At 60.2% G+C, this 22,188-nt stretch carries 15 protein-coding genes and 1 pseudogene; 9 read left to right on the top strand and 7 right to left on the bottom strand.

The window, feature by feature from the left end; translation table 11 throughout:
- Nucleotides 1-56: 56 nt before the first annotated feature.
- The 6 genes and pseudogenes from ACS4RR_RS30555 (at nucleotide 57) to ACS4RR_RS30530 (ending at nucleotide 8,374) form a co-directional block, all read left to right on the top strand.
- Nucleotides 57-1,997, top strand: a complete 1,941-nt coding sequence (locus ACS4RR_RS30555) for an ABC transporter substrate-binding protein (protein ID WP_017967397.1) — start codon at nucleotides 57-59, stop codon at nucleotides 1,995-1,997.
- Nucleotides 1,998-2,120: 123 nt separating this feature from the next.
- Entirely contained in the window at nucleotides 2,121-3,107 is a 987-nt protein-coding gene (locus ACS4RR_RS30550; protein WP_017967396.1) for an ABC transporter permease, read from the top strand.
- A gap of 9 nt (nucleotides 3,108-3,116) precedes the next feature.
- Nucleotides 3,117-4,237, top strand: a pseudogene (locus tag ACS4RR_RS30545) (ABC transporter permease).
- A 7-nt stretch (nucleotides 4,238-4,244) separates the two neighbouring features.
- On the top strand, nucleotides 4,245-5,966 hold the full coding sequence (locus ACS4RR_RS30540) for an ABC transporter ATP-binding protein (RefSeq protein ID WP_260111267.1): 1,722 nt from the start codon (nucleotides 4,245-4,247) through the stop codon (nucleotides 5,964-5,966).
- Nucleotides 5,963-7,174: a mandelate racemase/muconate lactonizing enzyme family protein gene (locus ACS4RR_RS30535; RefSeq protein ID WP_260111268.1), complete on the top strand. Its 1,212-nt coding sequence runs from the start codon at nucleotides 5,963-5,965 to the stop codon at nucleotides 7,172-7,174. The genes ACS4RR_RS30540 and ACS4RR_RS30535 overlap by 4 nt, the downstream gene beginning before the upstream one ends.
- Nucleotides 7,175-7,186: 12 nt before the next feature.
- Nucleotides 7,187-8,374 (top strand): mandelate racemase/muconate lactonizing enzyme family protein, encoded by a 1,188-nt coding sequence (locus ACS4RR_RS30530; protein ID WP_222295459.1) that lies wholly within the window; start codon nucleotides 7,187-7,189, stop codon nucleotides 8,372-8,374.
- A 188-nt stretch (nucleotides 8,375-8,562) separates the two neighbouring features.
- On the opposite strand, the gene ACS4RR_RS30525 is transcribed toward ACS4RR_RS30530, so the two are convergent.
- The 5 genes from ACS4RR_RS30525 to ACS4RR_RS30505 all read right to left on the bottom strand — a co-directional run bounded on the left by ACS4RR_RS30525 (nucleotide 8,563) and on the right by ACS4RR_RS30505 (nucleotide 14,454).
- Nucleotides 8,563-8,916 carry an ArsR/SmtB family transcription factor gene (locus tag ACS4RR_RS30525; RefSeq protein ID WP_017967391.1) on the bottom strand — a complete coding sequence of 118 codons (354 nt, stop codon included), beginning with the start codon at nucleotides 8,914-8,916 and terminating at the stop codon, nucleotides 8,563-8,565.
- Nucleotides 8,917-9,105: 189 nt separating this feature from the next.
- Nucleotides 9,106-9,798, bottom strand: coding sequence for a response regulator transcription factor (locus tag ACS4RR_RS30520; protein ID WP_170258415.1), 693 nt, complete (start codon nucleotides 9,796-9,798; stop codon nucleotides 9,106-9,108).
- Nucleotide 9,799: 1 nt separating this feature from the next.
- A complete protein-coding gene (locus tag ACS4RR_RS30515) occupies nucleotides 9,800-10,177 on the bottom strand; it encodes a response regulator (RefSeq protein WP_162116410.1) in 378 nt (125 codons plus the stop codon).
- 3 nt (nucleotides 10,178-10,180) lie between these two features.
- Nucleotides 10,181-10,822 (bottom strand): response regulator transcription factor, encoded by a 642-nt coding sequence (locus ACS4RR_RS30510; protein WP_162116382.1) that lies wholly within the window; start codon nucleotides 10,820-10,822, stop codon nucleotides 10,181-10,183.
- Entirely contained in the window at nucleotides 10,819-14,454 is a 3,636-nt protein-coding gene (locus tag ACS4RR_RS30505; protein ID WP_456190571.1) for a PAS domain-containing protein, read from the bottom strand. Before ACS4RR_RS30505 ends, ACS4RR_RS30510 begins: the two co-directional genes overlap by 4 nt.
- Before the next feature lie 412 nt (nucleotides 14,455-14,866).
- On the opposite strand from ACS4RR_RS30505, the gene ACS4RR_RS30500 reads away from it, so the two are divergent.
- Together ACS4RR_RS30500 and ACS4RR_RS30495 are read left to right on the top strand one after the other, a co-directional pair.
- Nucleotides 14,867-15,619 carry an SDR family oxidoreductase gene (locus ACS4RR_RS30500; protein WP_456190570.1) on the top strand — a complete coding sequence of 251 codons (753 nt, stop codon included), beginning with the start codon at nucleotides 14,867-14,869 and terminating at the stop codon, nucleotides 15,617-15,619.
- A gap of 203 nt (nucleotides 15,620-15,822) precedes the next feature.
- Nucleotides 15,823-16,593 carry an alpha/beta fold hydrolase gene (locus ACS4RR_RS30495; protein ID WP_017967385.1) on the top strand — a complete coding sequence of 257 codons (771 nt, stop codon included), beginning with the start codon at nucleotides 15,823-15,825 and terminating at the stop codon, nucleotides 16,591-16,593.
- Between the two features lie 145 nt (nucleotides 16,594-16,738).
- Here the strand turns inward: ACS4RR_RS30495 and ACS4RR_RS30490 are convergent, their stop codons facing one another.
- On the bottom strand, nucleotides 16,739-18,370 hold the full coding sequence (locus tag ACS4RR_RS30490) for an ArnT family glycosyltransferase (RefSeq protein WP_026154483.1): 1,632 nt from the start codon (nucleotides 18,368-18,370) through the stop codon (nucleotides 16,739-16,741).
- Between the two features lie 1,616 nt (nucleotides 18,371-19,986).
- Here ACS4RR_RS30490 and ACS4RR_RS30485 point away from each other — a divergent pair.
- Entirely contained in the window at nucleotides 19,987-20,976 is a 990-nt protein-coding gene (locus ACS4RR_RS30485; RefSeq protein ID WP_456190569.1) for a potassium channel beta subunit family protein, read from the top strand.
- 185 nt (nucleotides 20,977-21,161) lie between these two features.
- Here ACS4RR_RS30485 and ACS4RR_RS30480 read toward each other — a convergent pair whose 3' ends face one another.
- Entirely contained in the window at nucleotides 21,162-22,112 is a 951-nt protein-coding gene (locus ACS4RR_RS30480; RefSeq protein ID WP_456190568.1) for a LysR family transcriptional regulator, read from the bottom strand.
- Between the last annotated feature and the right edge of the window lie 76 nt (nucleotides 22,113-22,188).

Here is a 22,188-nt window from a genome sequence, read left to right as displayed (position 1 = left end):
AGCCTGCCGCATCAGCCGGTTCAAAAGGTGCGCCGGCTTAGAAAGGGAGGAACTCGATGCCCAATGAAATTCTGTCGCGCGGCGTTACCCGCCGCACTGTGCTTGGTGGCATGGCGGGCGTCGCAGCCTTGTCCATTGCCGGTCGCGTCTCTGCCGCCGCAGGCGGCGAAGCACCCGCACTTGCACAGCTTGTGAAGGACGGAAAACTGCCGCCGCTCGCCGAGCGCCTGCCGAAGAAGCCGATGGTCGTCAAGCCGTTCGAGAAAGTCGGCACCTATGGCGGCTCGCTACGCCGCGGCCTTCGCGGTTCATCCGACCACAACGGCATCCTGCGCATGGTCGGCAACCAGAGTCTCGTGCGCTGGAACCTCGAATTTACCGCTGTGGAGCCGAATCTTGCCGAGCGCTGGGAGGTCAGCGACGACGCGACGCAATTCACTTTCCATCTGATTGAGGGCGTGCGCTGGTCGGACGGTCATCCCTTTACGGCCGATGACGTGGTTTTTGCGATCGAAGACTGCGTCAAGAACACCGAACTCTACAGCTCGACACCGGCGCAGCTTGCCGTCGCCGGCAAGCCGGTCACCGTCGAGAAGATCGACGATCATACGGTGAAGTTCACCTTTGCGGCGGCCAACGCGCTTTACCTGGAAAATCTCGCTACGCCGCTCGGTCAGCATCCGACGCTCTTTCCGAAGCATTACTGCAGCCAGTTCCTGCCGAAATATAACCCCAATATCGAGGCCGATGCGAAGAAAGCCGGCGTCACCAGCTGGACGGAACTATTCCGCAGCCGCTGCGGCGACATCGAGATCCCGTCGCGCTGGGGCAATGTCGACAAGCCGACGCTCGATCCATGGGTGGTCAAGGAGCCCTATGCCGGTGGTGCGACGCGTGTCGTCATGACCCGCAATCCCTATTTCTGGCAGGTCGACACTGAGGGCAATCAGCTTCCCTACATCGATGAGATCAACTTCGGCATTTCGCAGGATGTGGAATCGCTGATGCTGAATGTCATCTCGGGAAAGATCGATATCCAGGAACGCCACATCAGCGTGCTTGCCAACAAGCCGACGCTGTCGAAGAACATGGAAAAAGGCGATTATCGTCTGCTGACGCTCGTGCCTTCGGCCTCGCAGCAGTGCCAGATCTACTTCAACATCACTCACAAAGATCCGGCGATGCGCAAGATGTTTGCGGACAAGGCATTCAGGCAAGCGCTCTCGATCGGCATCAACCGCCCGGAACTCATCGATATCGTCTATTTCGGCCAGAGCGAGCCCTACCAGGCCGGGCCGCGTCCGACCCATCCGTGGTACAACGAGAAATACGCCCGCCAGTTCACCGAATTTGACGCCGACAAGGCAGGCGCGATGCTCGATGAGGCCGGCTACAAGAAAGGCGGCGATGGTTTCCGCCTCCGGCCGGACGGCCAGAAGGTGTTCTTCTCGATCGACGTCATTCCGACGCTCTATCCCGACCTCGTCGACGCGCTCGAACTGGTCAAGACCCACTGGGCGCAGATCGGCATCGACATGAAGGTCAACACGATCGAGCGGGCGCTCTATTACACCCGAGGCGACGACAATGCCCATGATGCGCAGGTATGGCCTGGCCCCGGCGGCCTCGATCCGATGCTCGATCCGCGCGATTTCTTCGCCTTTCATCCGCAAGGGTCGCGTTACGCCATTCCGTGGACGCTTTGGTACACTTCCAACGGTGCACGCGGCGAAGAGCCACCGGAAAGCCAGAAGAAGCGTATGAAGCTGTTCGACGAGGCGCGTTCGACGGCCGATCTCGACCAGCGCGGTGCGATCATGAAGCAGATATTCGATATCGCGGCGGAAGAATTCGAGACTGTCGGGCTTTGCCTTGCCGTCGGCGGCTTCGGCATCATCCGCAACAATCTGCGCAATGTTCCCGAAAAGCAGCCGGATAGTTGGTCTTGGCCCAATCCGGGGCCGGCAATGCCGCAGCAGTTCACCTTCACGAGCTGATTTGCACCTCCGGCGCCGTGCCTGACGGTACGGCGCTTTCTTTCAGTTCGCCCTCCGAGATGCCTTGCCGGCCATGGCGGCCGACAAGGTCCGGAAGGCGGCGTTCAATGCAAGAGGCGCCCCATGCTGGTCTTCATCGCCAAACGCTTGCTATGGATGATTCCATCGCTTTTTGCCGTCAGCTTCCTCGCTTTCGTGCTGATCCAGCTGCCGCCGGGCGATTACGTCACCACCTATATCGCGACGCTGGCCGCCTCTAACGAGATCGTCGATCAGAACACGGCGGCGCAATTGCGCGAACGCTTCGGTCTCGGCGATCCGATGTTGATCCAATATTTCAAGTGGATATGGGGTATCCTTTCGCGCGGCGATTTCGGCATTTCCTTCGAATGGCAGCAGCCGGTCTCGGATCTGATCTGGGAACGCATGGCGCTGACGCTTGTTCTGGCTCTGTCGACATTGATCGCCACCTGGGCGATCGCGCTGCCGATCGGCGTCTTTTCCGCCGTGCGCAAATATTCGATCGGCGACTATTTCTTCACTGCCTTCACCTTCTTCGGCTTGGCCGTTCCGTCCTTCCTGCTGGCGCTGGTGCTGATGTATGTCGCGGCTGTCGAATTCGGCCAGGATGTCGGCGGGCTCTTTTCGCCGGAATATGAGAACGCGGCCTGGAGCTTCGCCAAGATGGGCGATCTTTTCTCGCATCTCTGGCTTCCCGTCATCATTCTTGCCGTCTCCTCGACGGCGAGCCTCATCCGCGTCATGCGCGCCAACATGCTCGATGAGCTGCCGAAGCCTTACGTGACCACGGCACGGGCAAAAGGTCTCTCCGAGTTCCGGCTGCTGGTGAAATATCCTCTGATGATTGCGCTCAATCCGTTCATCTCGACGATTGCCTGGCTGCTGCCTAATCTCATCTCCGGCTCGGTCGTCGTCGCCATCGTCCTCAATCTGCCGACGGCTGCTCCTTTGTTGCTGCAGGCGCTGATGGCCCAGGACATGTATCTCGCCGGCGCCTTCGTTCTGCTGATCTGCGCGCTGACGCTGATAGGCTCTCTGATCAGCGATATCCTGCTTGCGCTGGTCGATCCCCGCATCCGGTTGGAATAGGAGCCGCATATGGCCGACATCACCGTTACGAACATTCCGCCGGATCGCGCCGCCGTTGCATCGCAGTGGCAGCTCATCTGGTGGGCTTTCCGCCGGCATCGGCTGGCCATGGTCGCGCTCGTCGTCACCGTGCTGATGTATATCGTCGCCCTGCTTCCCGGCTTCTTCGCCATCAACGATCCGATCTGCAGAATGCGCGGGCGACTTTTCACCCGCCGCAGAGATTGCATCTGATCGATACGCAGAACGGGTTCTCTTTTGGCCCGCATTATTATCCGATGAAGCTGACCCGCGATCCGGAAACGCTGGCCGCCATCTTCAAGGAAGACACGACAAAACGTGTCGACGTCCAGTTCTTCGGGCGCGGCTATGAATATTCCGTGTTCGGCCTGTTCAGGACCAACATTCATCTGATCGCCTCGCCCGACAAGACGACGCCGCTGCTTCTGTTCGGCGCCGACAGGCTTGGGCGCGATGTTTTCAGCCGAACGGTGCAGGGCTCGCAGATCTCGTTGTCGATCGGCCTCGTTGGTGTCTTCTTCTCGCTCATGCTCGGCATCGTGCTCGGCGGCATCTCGGGATATTACGGCGGCCGCATCGATTTCTTCCTGCAGCGGGTGATCGATTTCGTGCTGTCGCTGCCGACAATCCCGATCTGGCTCGCAATGGCCGCGGCCCTGCCGCAGGACTGGCCTGCGACGCTGCAATATATGATGATCACAATCATCCTGTCGCTGACCGGCTGGGCGCAGCTCGCCCGCGTCGTTCGCGGCCGCTTCCTGTCTTTGCGCACCGAGGAATTCGTCGCTGCCGCCAGGCTCGACGGTGTTCGCGAAAGACGCATCATCTTTCGCCACATGTTGCCGAGTTTCGCCAGCCATATCATCGCCTCGATCACGCTTGCGGTGCCGGCGATGATCCTTGCCGAAACCTCTCTCTCCTTTCTGGGGCTCGGTCTGCAGCCGCCGACCATCTCCTGGGGCGTGCTTCTGCGCGAGGCCCAGAACATTCGCTCGATCGCTACCGCGCCATGGCTCTTCATGCCGGGCTGTGCCGTCGTGGTCGCCGTGATGGCGCTCAACCTTCTCGGCGACGGCCTGCGCGATGCGGCCGATCCTTACAACAAATGAGGCCGGCATGACCGATATCCTTCCTATTGCCGGCAGGCCGCTGCTCCAGGTGAAAAATCTGACGGTCGAGTTCCCTCTGCGCACCGGCGTCTTTCGCGCGGTCAGCGACCTGTCTTTCTCGATCGAGCCGGGCAAGACGCTCTGTGTCGTCGGCGAAAGCGGATCCGGCAAGTCGGTGACGGCGCGTTCGATCCTGCAGATCGTCGATGCGCCCGGCCGTATATCCGGCGGATCGATCACACTGAACGATCAGAACGGCGGCTCGATCGATCTGACCAGCCTCAATCCGCGCGGGCGCCAGATCCGAGCGATCCGCGGCCGCGACATCGCCATGATCTTCCAGGAGCCGATGTCGTCGCTGTCACCGATCCACACGGTCGGCAACCAGATCGTCGAGGCGCTTCGCCTTCACACCAGGATGAACAAGGCAGAGGCGCGTGCTGAAGCCATATCGCTGCTTAAGCAGGTCGAGATTCCCTCGCCTGATAAAGCGCTGGACCGATATGCCTTTCAATATTCCGGCGGGATGCGTCAGCGTGCGATGATTGCCATGGCGCTCGCCTGCAAACCGCAGCTGCTGATCGCCGACGAGCCGACCACGGCCCTCGACGTGACGACCCAGGCTGAAATTCTCGACCTGATCGCCCGGCTGCAGAAGGCCAAGGGCATGGCCGTGCTCTTCATCACGCATGACATGGGCGTCGTAGCGCAGATCGCCGACGATGTGCTCGTCATGCACAACGGCGTTGCCAAGGAATATGCGCCGGTCGAGCAGATCTTTCATGCGCCGAAAGACGACTATACCCGGATGCTGATCGGCTCGGTGCTGAAGCTGGAAGCGAAGGCCGAGATCCGGCTGGCGCGCCCGCCGCTCGACACGACGGCGCCACCGATCCTCGAACTCCGCAATGTATCGATGGATTTCGGCGAGGTGAAAGCGCTGGACGATGTTTCCATTTCGCTTCTGCCGGGCGAAACACTCGGCATCGTCGGCGAGAGCGGATCCGGCAAGACGACGATGGGTCGCTCGATCATGCGGCTGATCGATCCCACGTCAGGCGAAATCCTCTATCGCCGTGCCGACGGCGACATCGTCGATCTGGCAACGGCAAAAGGTCAGACGCTCGCCGCCGCGCGGCGGGAATTGCGCATGGTGTTTCAGGATCCTTTCGGCTCTCTCAACCCGCGCATGACCGTCTCCCAGATCATCGGCGAGCCGCTGCTCGTCAATGGTGTCGCAAAGGGGCGGGCGCTGGAAGAGCGGGTTTGCCATCTTATGGAGCAGGTTGGTCTCGACCCGAGGGCACGTGAGCGCTATCCACACGCATTCTCCGGCGGCCAGCGTCAACGCATCGGCATTGCCCGCGCCATCACTCTCAATCCGCGCGTCATCGTTGCCGATGAGGCAACTTCGGCGCTCGATGTCTCGGTGCGCTCGCAGGTGCTCGATCTGTTGATGCGCCTGCAGGACGAACTCGGCCTCGCCTATATCTTCATCAGTCATGACATCGGCGTCATCCGCTACATGTGCGACCGTGTCGGCGTCATGTACAAAGGCCAGCTCGTCGAAATCGGCGATGCGGAGAAGGTCTGCCGCACACCCGAGCACGCCTATACGCAGGCGCTGATATCGGCAATCCCGCGCCCCGATCCACGTGATCGCGATCATTCGCGGCGGTTCCGCTACGTCGCGCCAGGCATTCTGAAGAATGGGAGTTCTCTGGGATGAAAATCACCGGGATCCGCACTTTTCTCATGCGTATCGGTCAGCCAGACCCCTCGAAATGGGCTTCCGACCAACGTGCGGGTGATGGCGTCTCCAAGCAGTTCGGCGGCACCAGAAACTGGCTCTTTCTGAAAATCGATACCGACGAGGGCATCACCGGCCTCGGTGAATGCTCCGGCTGGCCGCGCGTTGTCGAGACGGCGATCCATGATCTCGCCCCACTCCTCGTCGGCGAAGATCCGGCTCATACCGAGCGGCTGTGGCAGAAGATGCATATCGCCATGATGGGCCATGGCATGCTCGGGACGGTCGGCGGCGGTGCTGTGACCGGGATCGACATGGCGCTATGGGACATCAAGGGCAAGGCGCTCGGCGTGCCTGTCTGGATGCTGCTCGGCGGCAAGGTGCGCGACCGGATCCCGATCTATTCGCATGCAAATACACCCGAGCACGCACTTGCCCTCAAGGAGCGCGGCATAAAGGCGATCAAATGCGGCGGTGTCGCCGATCCGGTCCGCAAGGTCGCCGCCCTGCGTGAGGCCGTCGGCGACGACATGGACATCGCCATCGATCTGCATGGGCCGCCATGGCTGACGCCGGCGGATGCCTGCCGGCTGGTCCGGGCGCTCGAACCCTATGAATTGATGTGGGTGGAAGATCCGATCGCGCCGGAGAATATCGACGGCTACCGGCGGATCCGCGATGCAGCGCATGTGCCGCTTGCCGCTGGCGAACGTTCGGCAACCATATTCGGCGAGCGTGAGCTCATCGAGAAGGAACTGGTCGACGTGATCCAGCCGGACACGGGCCGGGCCGGCGGCATCACCCAGATGAAGAAGATCGCGGCCATGGCCGAGGCGCATCATATCCAGATGGCGCCGCATTCGGGCTCGCTCGGGCCGGTGGCGGAATATGCGGCTCTGCATCTGCTTGCGGCGATCCCGAACGCCCTCATCCTCGAGCGCCTCGACGATGACTGGGAGGGCCGCCGCCAGACGATCGTGCCGCATCCGCAACAGGTCGACGGCTTGATCGCCGTTCCCAATGGCCCGGGACTTGGCTGCGATATCGACGAGGCCTTCGTGGCGCGCTTCCCCAGCAACGGCAATGTCTCGGTGCCGCAAAGCGCCGGCGCCTACAATCCCGGAACCGACAACGAGCATCTCTACGTGCAGACGCGCCAGTCGCGCCGCAGCTATTTCAATCGCTAGAAGGACAGAAAGATGAAGATCGACCGCATGCGGGTTTTCATGACCCGCGACAAGGACCGTCCCCGCGTGATCGTCGCGCTCGACACCGATGACGGACTGACGGGCTGGGGCGAATGCTACAATCACGGCCCCGACAAGGCGCTTCCGCCGCTGCTGGATTATCTCTACGAATTTCTGTCCGGCGAGGATCCGACGCGCGTCGACTATCTCGTCAATCTGCTGATCCAGCAAAGCCGGTTCCCGCCGGGCGCGCTTGGCCTTGCCGCGATCTCCGCGCTCGATCACTGCCTGTGGGACCTTGCGGCGAAGGCGGCGAACGTCCCGGTCTACAAGCTGCTGGGCGGCGAAGTACGCGACCGCATCAAGGTCTATGCCGGAGTATACACCGCACCGGATGCGCCGGCGGCCCGCGACGAGTTCGATCGTCTGAAGGAGGGGTGGGGTTTTACCGCCTTCAAGCTTAGCCCCTGGCGTCTCGACATGCACGCACATCGCTGGGGCAATGTCGTCAAAGCCTCGGCGGATTATTTCCGCTCGCTGCGCGAAACGGTCAATGACGAATACGAGATTGCCTTCGACGCCCACGCCAAGATCTTCGAGCCGATCGCCGCAAGGCAACTCGGCAATGCGCTGGCCCCCTACGACCCGCTGTTTTACGAGGAACCGCTGCGTCCCGAGAACATCGAGGCCTGGGGCGATCTGAAACAAGGGCTCAACTGCGTGCTGGCGACAGGTGAGTCGCTCTATAACAGAAACGAGTTCCTGCGCCTGCTACAGGTCAAGGGCGCCGACCTCATCCAGCCAGATATCTGCGTTGTCGGCGGCATCAGCGAAATGCGCCGCATCGCCACACTCGCCGAAGCCTATTTCGTCGGTGTCGCGCCACATAATCCGATGGGTCCGCTTGCCACCGCGGTCAACGTTCATTTTTCGGCCGCGGCGCAGAATTTCCGCATCCTCGAATACCGGCTGCCAAAGGGGCAGGCCTACGTCTATGGCGGCATCGATATCGAGAAGCGGCAGGGAGAAACCCGCTACGTCGTCGATCCCTATCTGCCGAAGGACGGTTATCTCGAATTGCGTCCCGATCGGCCGGGCTGGGGCGTCGAAATTGACGAGAAGGCGATGGAAGAGGAAGGCTACATCCATTGGCAGCGGCGCGTGCCGAAGCGGCCCGACGGCTCCTACGCCTTCGCCTGAGGGCATTGCGCGCTTTCATAACAGGAGCTGGCCGCCCAGATGGACGCGGCCAGCGCCCGCAGGGCGACGCTTCCAGGCATCTGAGGATCAGACCCATTGCCATATGCAGTAGGTCTAGGCATCTTTCGGCAGCACCGAGCGAACCCTTGGCCAATCATGAGCCGCAAGGGCAACGGTTCGTCATTTCGTCAGGCGCCTGCGGCTCGGACGCGTTCCCCTTGGGTGCGGTGGTACCATCCGAAGACGTCAGCGAGCGTATCGAGCATCGCCTTGGCCGCGTCGGATTGAAGTGAATAGTAGATCGTCTGGGCAGCCCTTCGCGGCTGCACGAGTTCCTGCTCTCGAAGAATTGCCAAATGCTGGGAAGTCGAAGATTGGCTCAATCCCACTTCGTCGGCCAGAACGCCCACGGACATTTCTCCTTCGGCCAGCAGATGCAGAATGTGAAGCCGTTTGGCGTTCCCCATGGCCGACAAGAAGTTTGCTTCGTTGTCGAAGGCGTTGGATTCAGGGGAAGGCGCGGCTGACGATTGATTGTTCAAGGCGAGATCTCCTTTGGGGAACCAAAGCCGGGTCATATCCCCGAGCTTTAATTTAGAGATAACGCATGGGTGCGGGGCCGAAACCCATTATCGGCGCCGCATCGTCTTTTCCGGCGCGAATCGGATACGGCGCGCATCAAATGGACAGCGGCGGCAGATCATGTTCGAGGCCGGCATCCTTCGCCTATGCTAGCGCGGGCCGACCTGGCGCATTTGTGCGGGCAGTGTTTCCCAGGCCCGGATCAGTTCGCCGATAGAGGCCGCCTCCATCTTGTGCATGACATTGCTGCGATGCAGCTTGACTGTCACTTCGCTGATGCCGAGGTCGAAGGCGATCTGCTTGTTCAGACGTCCGCGCGCCACTTCATGCAGAACTTCGCGTTCACGCTGCGTCAGCGTTTCCAAGCGCTCGATATTGCGCTTGGCGATCGCGGCTTCCGCCCGTCGTTCGGCATCCATCGCAATGGCTGCACTGATGGCGTCGAGCAGCGTCTGGTCCCGCACCGGTTTGGTGAGAAAATCCACGGCACCGGCCTTCATCGCCTGGACGGTCATCGGGATGTCGCCATGCCCGGTCAGGAAGATGATCGGCTTGGAATTGCCATTTTCGGCCAGATGACGCTGCAGGTGGAGGCCGCTTGCCCCCGGCATGCGCACATCGAGGATCAGGCAGCCGGGGCTGTCCAAGATATCGGCGTCGAGCAATTCACGGGTCGAAGCAAAACTGGTCGACTGGAAACCCGCCGACAGGATCAACTCCGATAGCGCCTCGCGAACCGATGCGTCGTCATCGACGATAATGACAAGCGGCTGGTTCTCTTCATAAGTGCACTGCAGTGATAACGGCGCCGATCTCCGCTGCAACGGCTGGTCAACTCTCATGTCACCCTCCATCTGTCGATTTATGCAAAGCATTGGCGATGGCCGCCAGCAGGGCCTGGGCATCGAAGGGCTTGCGAAAAAATCCGCCCGCGCCTTGAGCGCGTCCCTGATCGGCTATCTCGTGGCGGCCGGTGATCAGGAACACCGGCAGCTCCGGACGTGACTTCCTCACGAGGTCACGAAGTTCGAAGCCATCGATGCCAGGCATTCCGATATCGGTGATGAGCAGGTCGAGATCCGACAGCCCGTTGACGAGCAGCGAGCCCGCCGACGAGAAGCTGCGGGCCACATAACCCGCAGATTCCAGAAGGTCGCCCATCGATTCCAGCAACCTTGGATCATCATCGACGATTGCCACGACGTGTCTTGTCTTGTTCATGTTTCAATTCCCTCCCACTCGGCGCGAGTGGGTTATTGGTATTTCCAATCTCTCCGCGATCCGCACCAGATCGGCGAGCGACGCCGCCGCCATTTTCTGCATCACATTTCTTCTGTGGATTTGCAGCGTTACTTCGCTGATTCCCAATTCGGCTGCCGCCTGCTTGTTGAGAAGGCCGCTGACAACGAGTGGCAGCACCTCGCGCTCGCGCGGCGTCAGGTCGAGATAGTGGCGTCTGAGCATGTCGATCTCGGCGCGCTCGGCTCTCTTTTCCCGATCCTGAGCAAGCGCCGCCTGGATTGCCGCCATGAGATCCGCATCGCTGAACGGTTTGGTCAGGAAATCCACCGCGCCATGCTTGATCGCACGCACGGAGGAGGGAATGTCGCCGTGTCCCGTAATGAAGACGATCGGCGGATGATCCCTGTCGGCGATCTGCCTCTGCAGATCGAGACCGTTGATGTCAGGCAGCTCGATATCCAGCACGAGGCAGGCGGGCACGTCCGGCTTGTCCGCTCTCACATAGTCGCCGGCCGATTCGAAGGCGATGGCGCGCATGCCGTGCGAGTCCAGCAGCTCGCCGAGCGCTTCCCGAACACGTTCATCATCGTCGACGATGAAGACGATATGGTCGTCAACCGTCATGGCACCGCCTTCGTTTCAATAGGCAATGTGAAGATCAACGTGGCTCCGCGAGGTTCGTTCTTCTCGGCCCACAATCGGCCACCATGCTGCTCGACGATCGAGCGGCAGATCGCCAGCCCCATGCCCATGCCATTTTCTTTTGTCGTGAAGAAAGGGTCGAACATCTTCTCGGGGAACTCGATACCGTGGCCGCGATCGCTGATTTCGGTCTGCACGACATTGCCGATGTGGCGCACGCGCATCTCGATCAACTTATCTCCTGCAATGGCTTCCATCGCCTCAATGCCGTTGCGGATCAGATTGATCAGAACCTGCTGGATCTGGATGCGATCGACTGCGATGAGCGGAAGGTTGCCGTCGACGTTCACGTCCATCCGAACGCGACGCCGCGACGTTTCGTCAGCCATGAGGTTGCGGGCTTCGTCGATGATGCTGGAGAGCGTCGTCTGGATCCTCCTGTCAACGGATTGTTTGAACAAGGCGCGAATGCGGCTGACGACATCCGCCGCCGAGTTGGCATCCCGGATGATGCGCTCGACCGTCCTCTGTGCACGCTCCATATTCGGCGGCTCGGCCATGAGCCAGCGCTGGCAGGCGTGTGAGTTGGTCACGACGGCCGCAAGCGGCTGGTTCACCTCGTGCGCGATGGAGGCCGAAAGCTCGGCCAGGCTCGCCACCTGGCTCGCCCGTGCAAGACCCTCTCGCGCTCGACGCAGATCTTCCTCCGCGTGAACTTCACCGTCGATATCGAGGCATATGACATTCCACTGGACGATGACGCCTTCGGCATTGCGCATCGGTGCCGCGCGCGTCTCGACCCAGCGATATTCACCATCATGGCGCCGCAGACGGTGCCTACGCGCATAGGGCTCGCCAGTGGACAATGAATGGGCATAGTTTTCTTTGACCCCTGCCACATCGTCGGGATGAACCCCGGCATCGAGTGTGCCGTCCAGCCGGGTTTTGCCTGTTCCATCCAACTCATCGAGATTATAACCGAGGAAGTCGCGCAGTTGCTGGCTGCGATAGATCGGCTCCCCATCAGGTGCTGCGCAATCGATCATTGCCGGCAGCGTTTCAACGAGCTGCGAGAGCGATCGTTCTCTCTCCCGCAGTGCCTCCTCGACGCGTAGTTGATCGTCGATGTCATGCGACAGGCCATACCATTGGACGATACGGCCGCTCTGATCCCGCAGCGGTTCGGCGCTGCCTTTCACCCAGCGGTAGACGCCGTCGGCGCGCCGCAGGCGATACTGCTTCGAAAAGCCCTCGCCGGTGACGAGGGAATGGTTGAGCGCTTCGGCGAGGCTGGCGGCATCATCGGGATGGACGGCGGCTTCGATGAGGGCTGCCAGCCGGCTCAAGCCGGGCTTTTCCATATCGGCGATGCCGAGACCGAGAAAATCGATCAGGCGCTGGTTGAAGAAGGTCGGGGTGCCTTCCGAGTTGAGCCGCCAGAGCAGGCTGGGAACCATATCCACCAGTTGCGAAAGCTCTCGCTCGCGGTCGCGCAGCGCTTCCTGCGCGCGCATCTCGTCGTCGATGTCGACTGAGATCACATACCATTGCATGATTGCGCCGCCTTGATCCCGCAGCGGTTCCGCGCGGCCGTCGACCCAGCGATAGGCACCGTCGAAACGGCGCATGCGGTATTTTATCGAGAAGGGATCGCCACTGGCGAGGGAATGGTGAACCGTCTCCAGCAACCTCAATGCGTCATCGGGATGGACGAGGGTGTGAATGACCGACGAGAGACGGCTCATGTCGGGCCTGTCCATATCGCCTACTTCGAGACCGAAAAAGTCGATCAGGCGTTTGTTGAAGAAGACCGGCTCCCCTTCCGGCGTCAGGCGCCTGATCTGAGCGGGGACCATGTCGACGAGCTGCGAGAGTTCGCGCTCTCGGTTACGCAACGCCTCCAGTGCGCGCACCTCATCGTCGATGTCGAGAGAAACGCCATACCATTCCGCGACCGTTCCGTTTTCGTCGCGCCGAGGCTCCACCCGGCACTCCGCCCAGCGGTAGACGTCATCCTTTTCGCGCCAGCGAAATCGCATCGCGCAGCCGTCGCCGGTTTCGAAGCAGTTCCGGAGCGTGCGCTGGATATCGGGAGCGTCTTCGGGATGAACCAGCTGCTGCAGCAGATCGTCGATGCGCGGTTCACCGAGAGCGTCGAAATTGGCGATAACCGAGCGGAAATGGTCCTGATACCGCTTGTTGAAATAGAACGACCCGCCGTTAGGCTCTACACTCCAGATGCGGACCGGCACGGCGTCTATGATCTGCTGAAGCTGTTGTTGGCTTCGACGCACAGCTTCCTCGGCATGGACCTGATCGTCGATGTCGTGGCAAAGGCCGTACCATTGGACAATGCGCCCCGCCTGATCCCGCATCGGCTCGGCCCGGCTCGACATCCAGCGATAAATTCCGTCGGCGCGGCGCAAGCGATAGCGGCTGGCGAAGTTCTCGCCCGCGAGAAGACACCTCCGCAGGGCATCACCGAACCCCACCGCATCCTCGGGATGAACAGTGGCGTCCAGGAGCGCCTCCAGCCGACTCATGCCCGGCTTATCGAAATCCACCACATCCAGGCCGAGGAAATCGACCATCCGCCTATTGAAGAATGTCGGCTCGCCATCGGGCGTCAGGCGCCACACATGGCTCGGAACCATATCCACGAGATGCGAAAGCTCCTCCTCCCGTTCCCGCAATGTTTCTATGCTTTGGCGCAAATTGAGCAATGCCGACTGGTGCTGCCGGGAAATGGCGGCCACGATGAGCGCCGAAAATGCCGAGATGGCCAGAAAAAGCTGCAGCATGACCTGCTTGTGCTTCTGGGACTCGGGATCGCCGGCGAACTGGCTGGTCCCCGTTATCGTAAACAGCGCCGTGATCAGGGCGAGGAGAGCCAAGGATACGGCAGCACCTTTGAACTCGAAGCGAACGGCAGCCCAAAGAAGGGGCGGCATGATGATGTATGCGAAGGGGAGGTAGCCGCTCAGAGAAAGAGCGGCAACGCCGAGAAAGATCAATCCCAGGACGCCAGCTTCCACCCATTGCGCGGCTGAGAGCTGGGTCTTGCCGCGCCAGCTATGAAATACAACCAGCGCCAGCGGCGCTACGATCAAGACGCCGGTGGCGTCTCCGATCCACCATAGAGGCCAAGCCGTTGCGAAGGATTGCGATTGCATGCCAAACCATGCCAGGGTCGCACTTCCCACAGTCGCGCTGACGATGGGCGCGATCCCTGCGCCCAGTACCACAAATGCCAAAACGTCCTGCAAGGTTTCAAACCGAACTGGCCGCTTCAAAGTCTGGTTGACGAGCCATGCTCCGGCCACCGCTTCAAGAGCGTTGCCGATGTAGATCAGGACGGCCGCAGGCAGGGGGCTGTGGAACCATGCGTAATTGCTGAACAATTCAGCCAGGCAGCCCCCCAGTACCCACCAAGGCCAGCTGTAGCGGGGGGCGAGGACAAGTGTCGCGATGAAAAGCCCCGCCGCAGGCCAGATGGAAATGCCGGTTCCAGGGACAATTGCGAGCGACTGCGCGAATCCGCATGCCAGCACATAGGCGACGATGAAAAGCCCCAGATGCAGGGGTCGGGGGCGGTGCGACCAGACGCTCATCATCAGCTGCTCCTGCCGGACAGGCAAAGCCAGCGGATCGTCGGCGTTTCGTACCGTAGTTCTTCTCGATTTCGGGGCTGGCGAGCTCATGTTCAAACCGTAACCCCGCCACATTACAACCGCAACTCATGGAAACCCATGCATTGCGCGGGGGTGTAGCCGCCGTGCCGGGGTCGACACTTTTGCGCGAACGAGAAATTGGGGACCTGTTCTGCCTTCCTGGTGGGGCATCCTCACCGTCGGGCTGGTTTTCCTAGACCTACGGATAAAGCGACCGATCCCCACGGACGATAGAGGGCGCCTGGTTTTCCAGTCATTGTCGATCCAATCGATCGCCAGACATTGAAGACGATGGGGAGCCCGTCGGCGATCTCGTCTTCATTCGCGCCGCGCAATGCAACAAAGGGGTGCTGAGATGAAAATCACGGTGGCGGGAGCAACAGGTGTTATCGGAACACGGCTCAGTGAAAACTTGCGCCAGTCCGGTCATCAAGTCGCGGCCGCATCGTTGTCGCTGGGCGTCGACACCATCACCGGAAAAGGCCTTGATGCGGCCTTGGCAGGGGCTGAGGTCATTGTTGATGTCACCAACGCGGCGTCCTTCTGCGACCGCGCCGCGCTGGATTTTTTCAGGGCTTCGACCAGGAATTTGCTTGCTGCCGCAGCTGAGGCCGGCGTCAACCACTATCTTGCACTTTCCGTCGTCGGTACGCCGCGTCTCGTTGAAAGCGATTACTTCCGCGCGAAAATGGTGCAGGAGAATCTCATCAGGGCGTCGAAGCGACACTATACTATTCTCCGCTCCACGCAGTTTTACGAGTTCATCAGCGGATTGATCGACACCGGTGCTGATGGTGATGTGTTTCGATTGCCGCCGGCGTTCATGAAACCGGTCGCAGCTGGAGACGTCGCCGCCTTGCTGGCGGAATTGGTAATGGGAGCGCCGTTCAACGATGTCGCCGAAATCAGCGGCCCGGAGCAATTCGGTATTGATGAAATCGCTCGGATCTATCTCGCCGCAAACGAAGATGAACGGCAGGTGGTAACGGATCCATCCGCCTCGTATTTCGGCGTTGAATTGACTGACGACGCGCTGCTTCCGGGCGCCGGCGCGCGCGTTGCAACCGAGAAGCTCTCCGACTGGCTCTACCAATCGATGGGGGAGTAGGTCATGTGGCTTTTGGCCGGCAGGTAAGGGATTTAAAATTGACCTGCCGCTGACCGGTATCGTTGCCGGGTCTGGTCTGAGCAATGCGTGCGGTCTCATTGGCTCACCGCAATCGTCAAATCGAGGTGAACGGGAATTCCAGGACTTGCTTTCCGAAAGATTGTGCACTAAGTAATCGCGTGCGATATAAAAGGAGTTTGACTATGTTGAAGATATTTGTCGCCGCTGTCGCGATCACCGCAGGTGGCCTTTTGAACGCCCATGCGGCCGAAAAGCCGACGGTCGTCCTTGTGCATGGCGCATTTGCCGATGCCTCCAGTTGGAATGGCGTGATCACACGTCTTGAAAAAGATGGATATCCGGTGGTGGCGGTCGCTAATCCGCTTCGAAGCGTAACGTCCGATGGCGATTACGTCGGCAAAGTGGTTGCTGGATTGAAGACCGACGTCGTTCTCGTCGGCCACTCCTACGGTGGCTCAGTGATCAACGAGGCAGCAGCCGGTAGCGCCAATGTCAAATCGCTCGTCTTCGTCGCGGCGTTCGCGCCCGATGTTGGGGAAACGGCCCTTGTGCTTTCGGGCAAGTTTCCCGGAAGCACGCTCGCACCGACCCTCGCGGAACCCGTGCAGTTGGATGGGGGAGTAAAGGACCTGTACATCAAGCAGAGCGCGTTTCACGATCAATTCGCTGCAGATGTATCCAAGGCGGATGGCAAGCTGATGGCCGCAACACAGCGCCCAATCACCGATAAGGCTCTTGGCGAGGCCTCGACCGTGGCGAGCTGGAAGAAGATCCCGTCTTGGTTCGTCTATGGTGACGCGGATAAAAACATACCGCCAAAGGCGCTAGGATGGATGGCGGAACGAGCGGGTTCTAAAGAGACGGTTGTGGTTAAAGGCGCGTCTCACGTCGTGATGGTCTCTCATCCCGATAAAGTCGCGAAGGTCATCGAAGACGCTGCGTCCAATAAATAAACGGCGCATTGTGGTTCTGCGACCGGATCAGCATTGATCCGGTCGTGGTAAGGCAATACGCAATGCGAGATACCGAAGTCTCTTTTCTCTCGAACTGTCGGGGCCATATCCTGTCCCAAGCCGATGGCCGTGAACCGTCGCGATCTCATGGACGGGTGATCCTGTAGACCAGCAAATCATCTGAATCCACAAGCTTGGTTGCGGTCTTGTCCAGATAGTCGATGACACCATCATGATGCTCGACGAATAGCCGGTCCTGCTTGTCGACGGCGTTCTTGGCCGCGCCGAACAGATCCGCGCCTTGCGCGCGCAATTCCTCGAGCTGTGCGATCGCGGTGGCGTCATCCGCGACGAATTTCGACCATTCGACTTCGCCTCCGCCAGGCGGGAACAACCAGCCGCGCGCCCTGCTGTAGTAGACTGCGACGGGATCGCCGACCTCGGGCGCGATGGCGACGACGAGGTCGCCCGGTTGCGCCAACCGCGCCAGTTCCTCGCCAAGCAGCTTGCCCTTCATGGCGATTGGCTTCTTCATCGTCCTGACGAGCGGCAATGTCGACCAGGCAAGCCCGACGGCCACGATGCAGATCGAGCGAAGCACAACCGCCGGCGTTAGAATGCCTCGAGATGCAAGCGTTGCCAGAAGCAGCGCGCCGTGGCCGCAGAACATCGCGACCGGCACATGGAAGATGTGGAAGTTCCACACATTGCTGGTGATCTCGCCGGCCGCAGCCAGATAGACGATCATGGCCGCAGCCAGCCACACATAGGGAATGGCCGAAAGAGTGCGTTGCTTCGGGTCTTCGGCGGGGCTGGGCGGCATCCACAAGCCGACGGCCAGCAGCACCAAGAACGGATAGCCGTAGAACCACAAGACCGAGGTGTTCCATAAGGATTCGAAGTAGAATCTATCCCTGACATATGTCCAGAAGCCGTCATCCCAGATATAGCCGCCGGTGCCGGCGACATGAAACGGCGGATAGCTGCGGCCGAGATAAATCGCCCAGCTGAAATAAGCGCCAACGATGGTCAGGCTCAAAAGCCCCGACAGGAAAACCCAGGTCGCCTGCTTTCGCTTCTTCTCGAGAATCCAGCAGGCCATCAGATAGAAGATGACGGCGCCGGCAGCGATGCCTGGTGGCTTTGACAGCACGCCGAGCGAGAAGCAGACCGTGGCGAGCGGCAAGAGCCAGCCGCTGCCGCCCGCCCAGTATTTGACGAACAGCCAGACGCCGAGAGTCACCAAGGCCAGCATCGCGGGATCGGGAAGAAACGAGCTGTCGATCATGACCGCCGCCGGCATCAGCGCGTAGGCCAGTGCCGTCGCGTGGGCGTGCATCTCGTCCCAGCAGAGCGCGGTTAGCCGGTGCAGCGAAAACACCGTCACCAGACCGAAGAAGGCAGCAACCATGCGGCCGAACCAGTCGTGCCAGCCGAAGAGCTGATAGAGCAGGGCTGTGAGATAGCTGACGATCTGGAACTCGCGGCCCTGATAGCTTGGTCCGGGTCCGGTCCAACTGACTTCCGGAAAGAAAATGTTCCAGCTGCGCTGCTGGAAATTGTCGGCCATCATTGCAGTGCTTATCTCGCGCCAGCTGAAGCCGTCGACCAGCGGCAAGGTGATCTTGTGGAATCTGAAGACGATCGCAATAAACAGGATCCCCAGCAAGATCGCCGTGTCGAGGTTCAGGTAGTTGCGAGCAGCGATGTCCCGGTCGGTCGTCTGCTGCTGACTTTGCTGACCCTTGGACTGATTCAATTCCGGCTCGTGCGTTATCTGAAACCGTGTCCTCCCTTCCGCTCGACGCGGCGCGATATGCGCCGGCATCGGATCGAGAGCAAGATTAGGCAGAGCGGGATCTCGCCGCCGGCGCGGCCGGCTGCGGAGCGGTTCGGAGGCTTCACCGGGCAGCGTCTTGGAAGGCTTGCGGGGCGGTTTTCTCATGATGGCAGTTCATCAGCAAAGCCTTAAAAAGCAATTCACCCAGATTGATTAGCGACTCATTCAAACATAACAAGAACATCAGCGGGGCGGCTGCCAATCTGAAATTGAGGCATGGAGTGCGGGATGCGCGAGCCGCCGATCAGCGAAGCCGTGGGAGACGCTGAGCGTGAGGAGGTGATCGCCTATCGAAGGGCGCCGCTATCGGCATTCTGCTGGAAACACAGCCGATTGGTATCTGGCGGCCGGTAAGATAATGAGCGAGCATATATCCATGCTGGGTGAACGGCGTTCACCGCGGCATCCTAGATCAGTGCTTCGGGGATGCCCCAAGGTTGACGAAAAGACATCCATTGCCGATCTCTATTTGTGTCAGAAGGTCCGCCCTTACCTCTTCGCCAACAACCGCCTTTAAGTGTCGCCACTTTTGGCCCTTCGGATGTGCCGGCACCGGTACGCCTTCTCGCAAAAACAGCGTTACTTCAGGAGCTTCATCTGATTTGTAGATGCAAATTCTCAACGGCTCAAGTCCTGTTGGCAGCATTTATTGTGCACTGCAAAACAAGAAATGGCAAACATTCATTTGCCGGTTAAGTCAACATTGGGCGGGATTCTGGCGGCTAGCGTTGGAGTGGCGGCGGAAGGTCCAAAGGATTGGTATCGGATTACGCGGGCTTCCAGGCCGCCGCACGGATCGTCGGCGACGCCTGCGGTAATGAGTTGACAGCACGCGGGAGTTTATCGGCAACACCGGCCGCCATGCCGTCAGGCTAGCAATGCGCGTGGTAAAGGGCTGGCGGTTGGAGGACGCCTTTCCAACGACTTGGTTGTCGGCGAGAGTGGCGTGTGAACTGGCCCGGCCGAGGGCGCGGTTAAAGGAAGGCGGCGGGCCCTCATATTGCCCACCGCCCACCCCTCCCGGCGTCCGCCGCCACGGTCGGGAGGAGAAGTGAGCCTATCTGAGCCAAGGCACGGTTTGTATCCAAGCAGACAAACAAAGATGCGGTGTCATTCCACAGTCACATAAGCATTTGTGAGGAGTGGTTTGCCGACAGGCGAATGTCATTGAAGTTGCTGCGATCATTGCCGCGGTGCCTGTGGATAGGCTGTGGATATCCGGTGGATGACAGGATCAATCAGCGCGCGATAACGTCGCAGTTTCCAATCGCATGTTGCCTATCCGTTCCGAATCTCGTCATTCTACCGTTGCTGCTGTCGACTTCCGCCGCAAACGTCGTCGATCGCATGCCACGGGCGCTCCGACTGATGTCGTGGAGCGCCCTTTTCTTTGAATTCGGCGTCTCGTCACAAAAGAGGGTATGAGAACCGATAGCTGAGCCTCGCATATCGTTGCTCATGCCATAGATTACGCCAATCGGTCGTCGATCAATCGGGCGACGCCGACCCCGGTGACCGGCCGGTACCTATTCATAACTTGCGGGAGTTGCATGATGGAATATCGACGTTTGGGAAAGTCTGGCCTGAAAGTGAGCGAGTTCTCTTTCGGCTCATGGGTCACATTCGGCAAACAGGTCAATGGAGGCGACGCCGTCGACCTCATGAAGCTTGCCTACGACAACGGGGTGAACTTCTTCGACAATGCTGAAGGATACGAAAGCGGCAAGTCCGAGATCGTGATGGGCGAGGCGCTCAACCGACTTGGCTGGAGCCGTGACAGCTTCGTCGTCTCCAGCAAGGTCTTCTGGGGAGGCCAGAAGCCCACACAGCGCGGCCTGTCGCGCAAGCATGTGACCGACGCCTGCCATGTAGCGCTCAAGCGGCTTCAGGTCGACTACCTCGACCTTTACTTCTGCCACCGCCCGGATATCGACACGCCGATCGATGAAACGGTCCGGGCGATGCATGATCTCGTTGCCCAGGGCAAGGTGCTCTATTGGGGCACGTCGGAATGGTCGGCGCAGCAATTGACGGAAGCCTATGCCGTTGCCCGGGATCTGCGCATCACGCCGCCGACCATGGAGCAGCCGCAGTACAACATCTTCGAACGCCAGAAGGTCGAGTCCGACTACTTGCCGCTCTATGACCTGATGGGCCTTGGCACCACGATCTGGTCGCCGCTCGCCTCGGGCGTCCTGACCGGCAAATACAACGACGGTGTTCCGGCCGACAGCCGTATGAACCTGCCGGGCTACGAATGGCTGAAGGAGAAGTGGTCCAGTGATGCCGGCCGCGCCCAGCTCAGACAAGTCGGCGAGCTCGCAAAGCTCGCGGACGAGATCGGCCTATCGATCACGCATCTCGCCCTTTTGTGGTGCCTTGCCAATCGGAACGTCTCGACCGTCATTCTCGGAGCCTCGCGCGCCAGCCAGTTGCAGGACAATCTCGCCGCCCTCTCACACCGACAGAAGATGACGTCTGACGTCCTGGACCGGATCGACACGATCGTCGGAAACAAGCCCGAAGCACCGCGTCGCTTCTAGGCGAACAGATCTCCCTCGACGAGCCGGATTAAGTGTTCGTCGAGGGAAAAGCGCCAGCCATGTTACCAGCACCTTGGTGCTGCGGACGGTGGTGAGAGCGTTCGAGAATGTGAAGTGCCGCGTAGCGACCCGTGCGTCCCACATCTCGGTCGCTACGAAGCGCGTCCATCCCAGGCCGCCGCCCGCTAATTGCCCCAGACGACGGCTTCCTCATGACGCTTGATCAGGTGGCGCAAGCTCTCGAAACCGGACCTGACAAACTCGGCGAAGTGATCGACCGCTGGAGCGCGAGGAGCATCAGTTCGCGTCAGGATGGCAAGAGCTCGTTCAGGGTGCGGAATGTTGACAGGAAGAGCGGTGATTGCCTTCTCCTTTCTCAACGCGAAGACGACGCTGTGCGGCATAACGGTCAAGGCGTCGGCCGCTTTGAGGTAATTGATGACGCCCATAAGCGAGCCGCCGGAGTAGCGTATCTTAATTTCGGTCGCTCCGAAGGACAGAAGAAGCGCCCGAAGATCGGCGAGCAGGGGACTGCCTGGCGGGGGCGCCACCCAGGGGTAGTCGAGAAGCTCGCCCGGCCGCGGGCACCGTTTCATGAGGAGGGGGCGCGTCGAGCGGCAGGCGATGACATTCCGACCTGGCAGTATCTGTTGGAACTCCAGGCCGGAGCCTTCTTCGAGGATGTCGATCGGGCAGACGGCCAGGTCGATCTGGTCGGCCTTGAGGGCTGAGCGGAGATCGGGAAGATAGCCGTAGCTCTGTTCGACCCGAACGTCGGGATGTGTCTGCTGGAACTCAGCGCAGAACTGCGCGATCAGAGCGTCCATGAAAAAGGGCGTGCCACCGACGCGGACGACGCCGCTCCTCCCCATTCGGAAACTGTCGACGAGGTCGGAGGCTTTTCGAGAAGCGGCGAGCATGACCAGGCCGTGCTCCGCCAGCGACAGCCCGAACGGCGTCGCCTGCAGTGGCCTGCGCCCTTTAACGAAAAGAGGTTCGCCCACCCGCTTTTCCAGCATCGAGAGCGCTCGGGACATTGCCGGCTGGGCCAGACCCAGCAAAGCCGCACCTTCCGTGACGCCGCCAGCTTTGACCACGGCCGCAAGCTGAATGAGGTGACGTTCGTCGATCTTCATAACAATCTGTTATACTGATCCTCTGCAAAATCATCAACGCTCGACTTCCATCGTGCTAGGCTTCTCATATGTCGAT

The sequence above is a fragment of the Rhizobium zaerense genome (assembly GCF_051810725.1).
GTDB classification, from domain to species: domain Bacteria; phylum Pseudomonadota; class Alphaproteobacteria; order Rhizobiales; family Rhizobiaceae; genus Rhizobium; species Rhizobium leguminosarum_I.
This window is presented reverse-complemented; position numbering and strand designations above follow the sequence as displayed.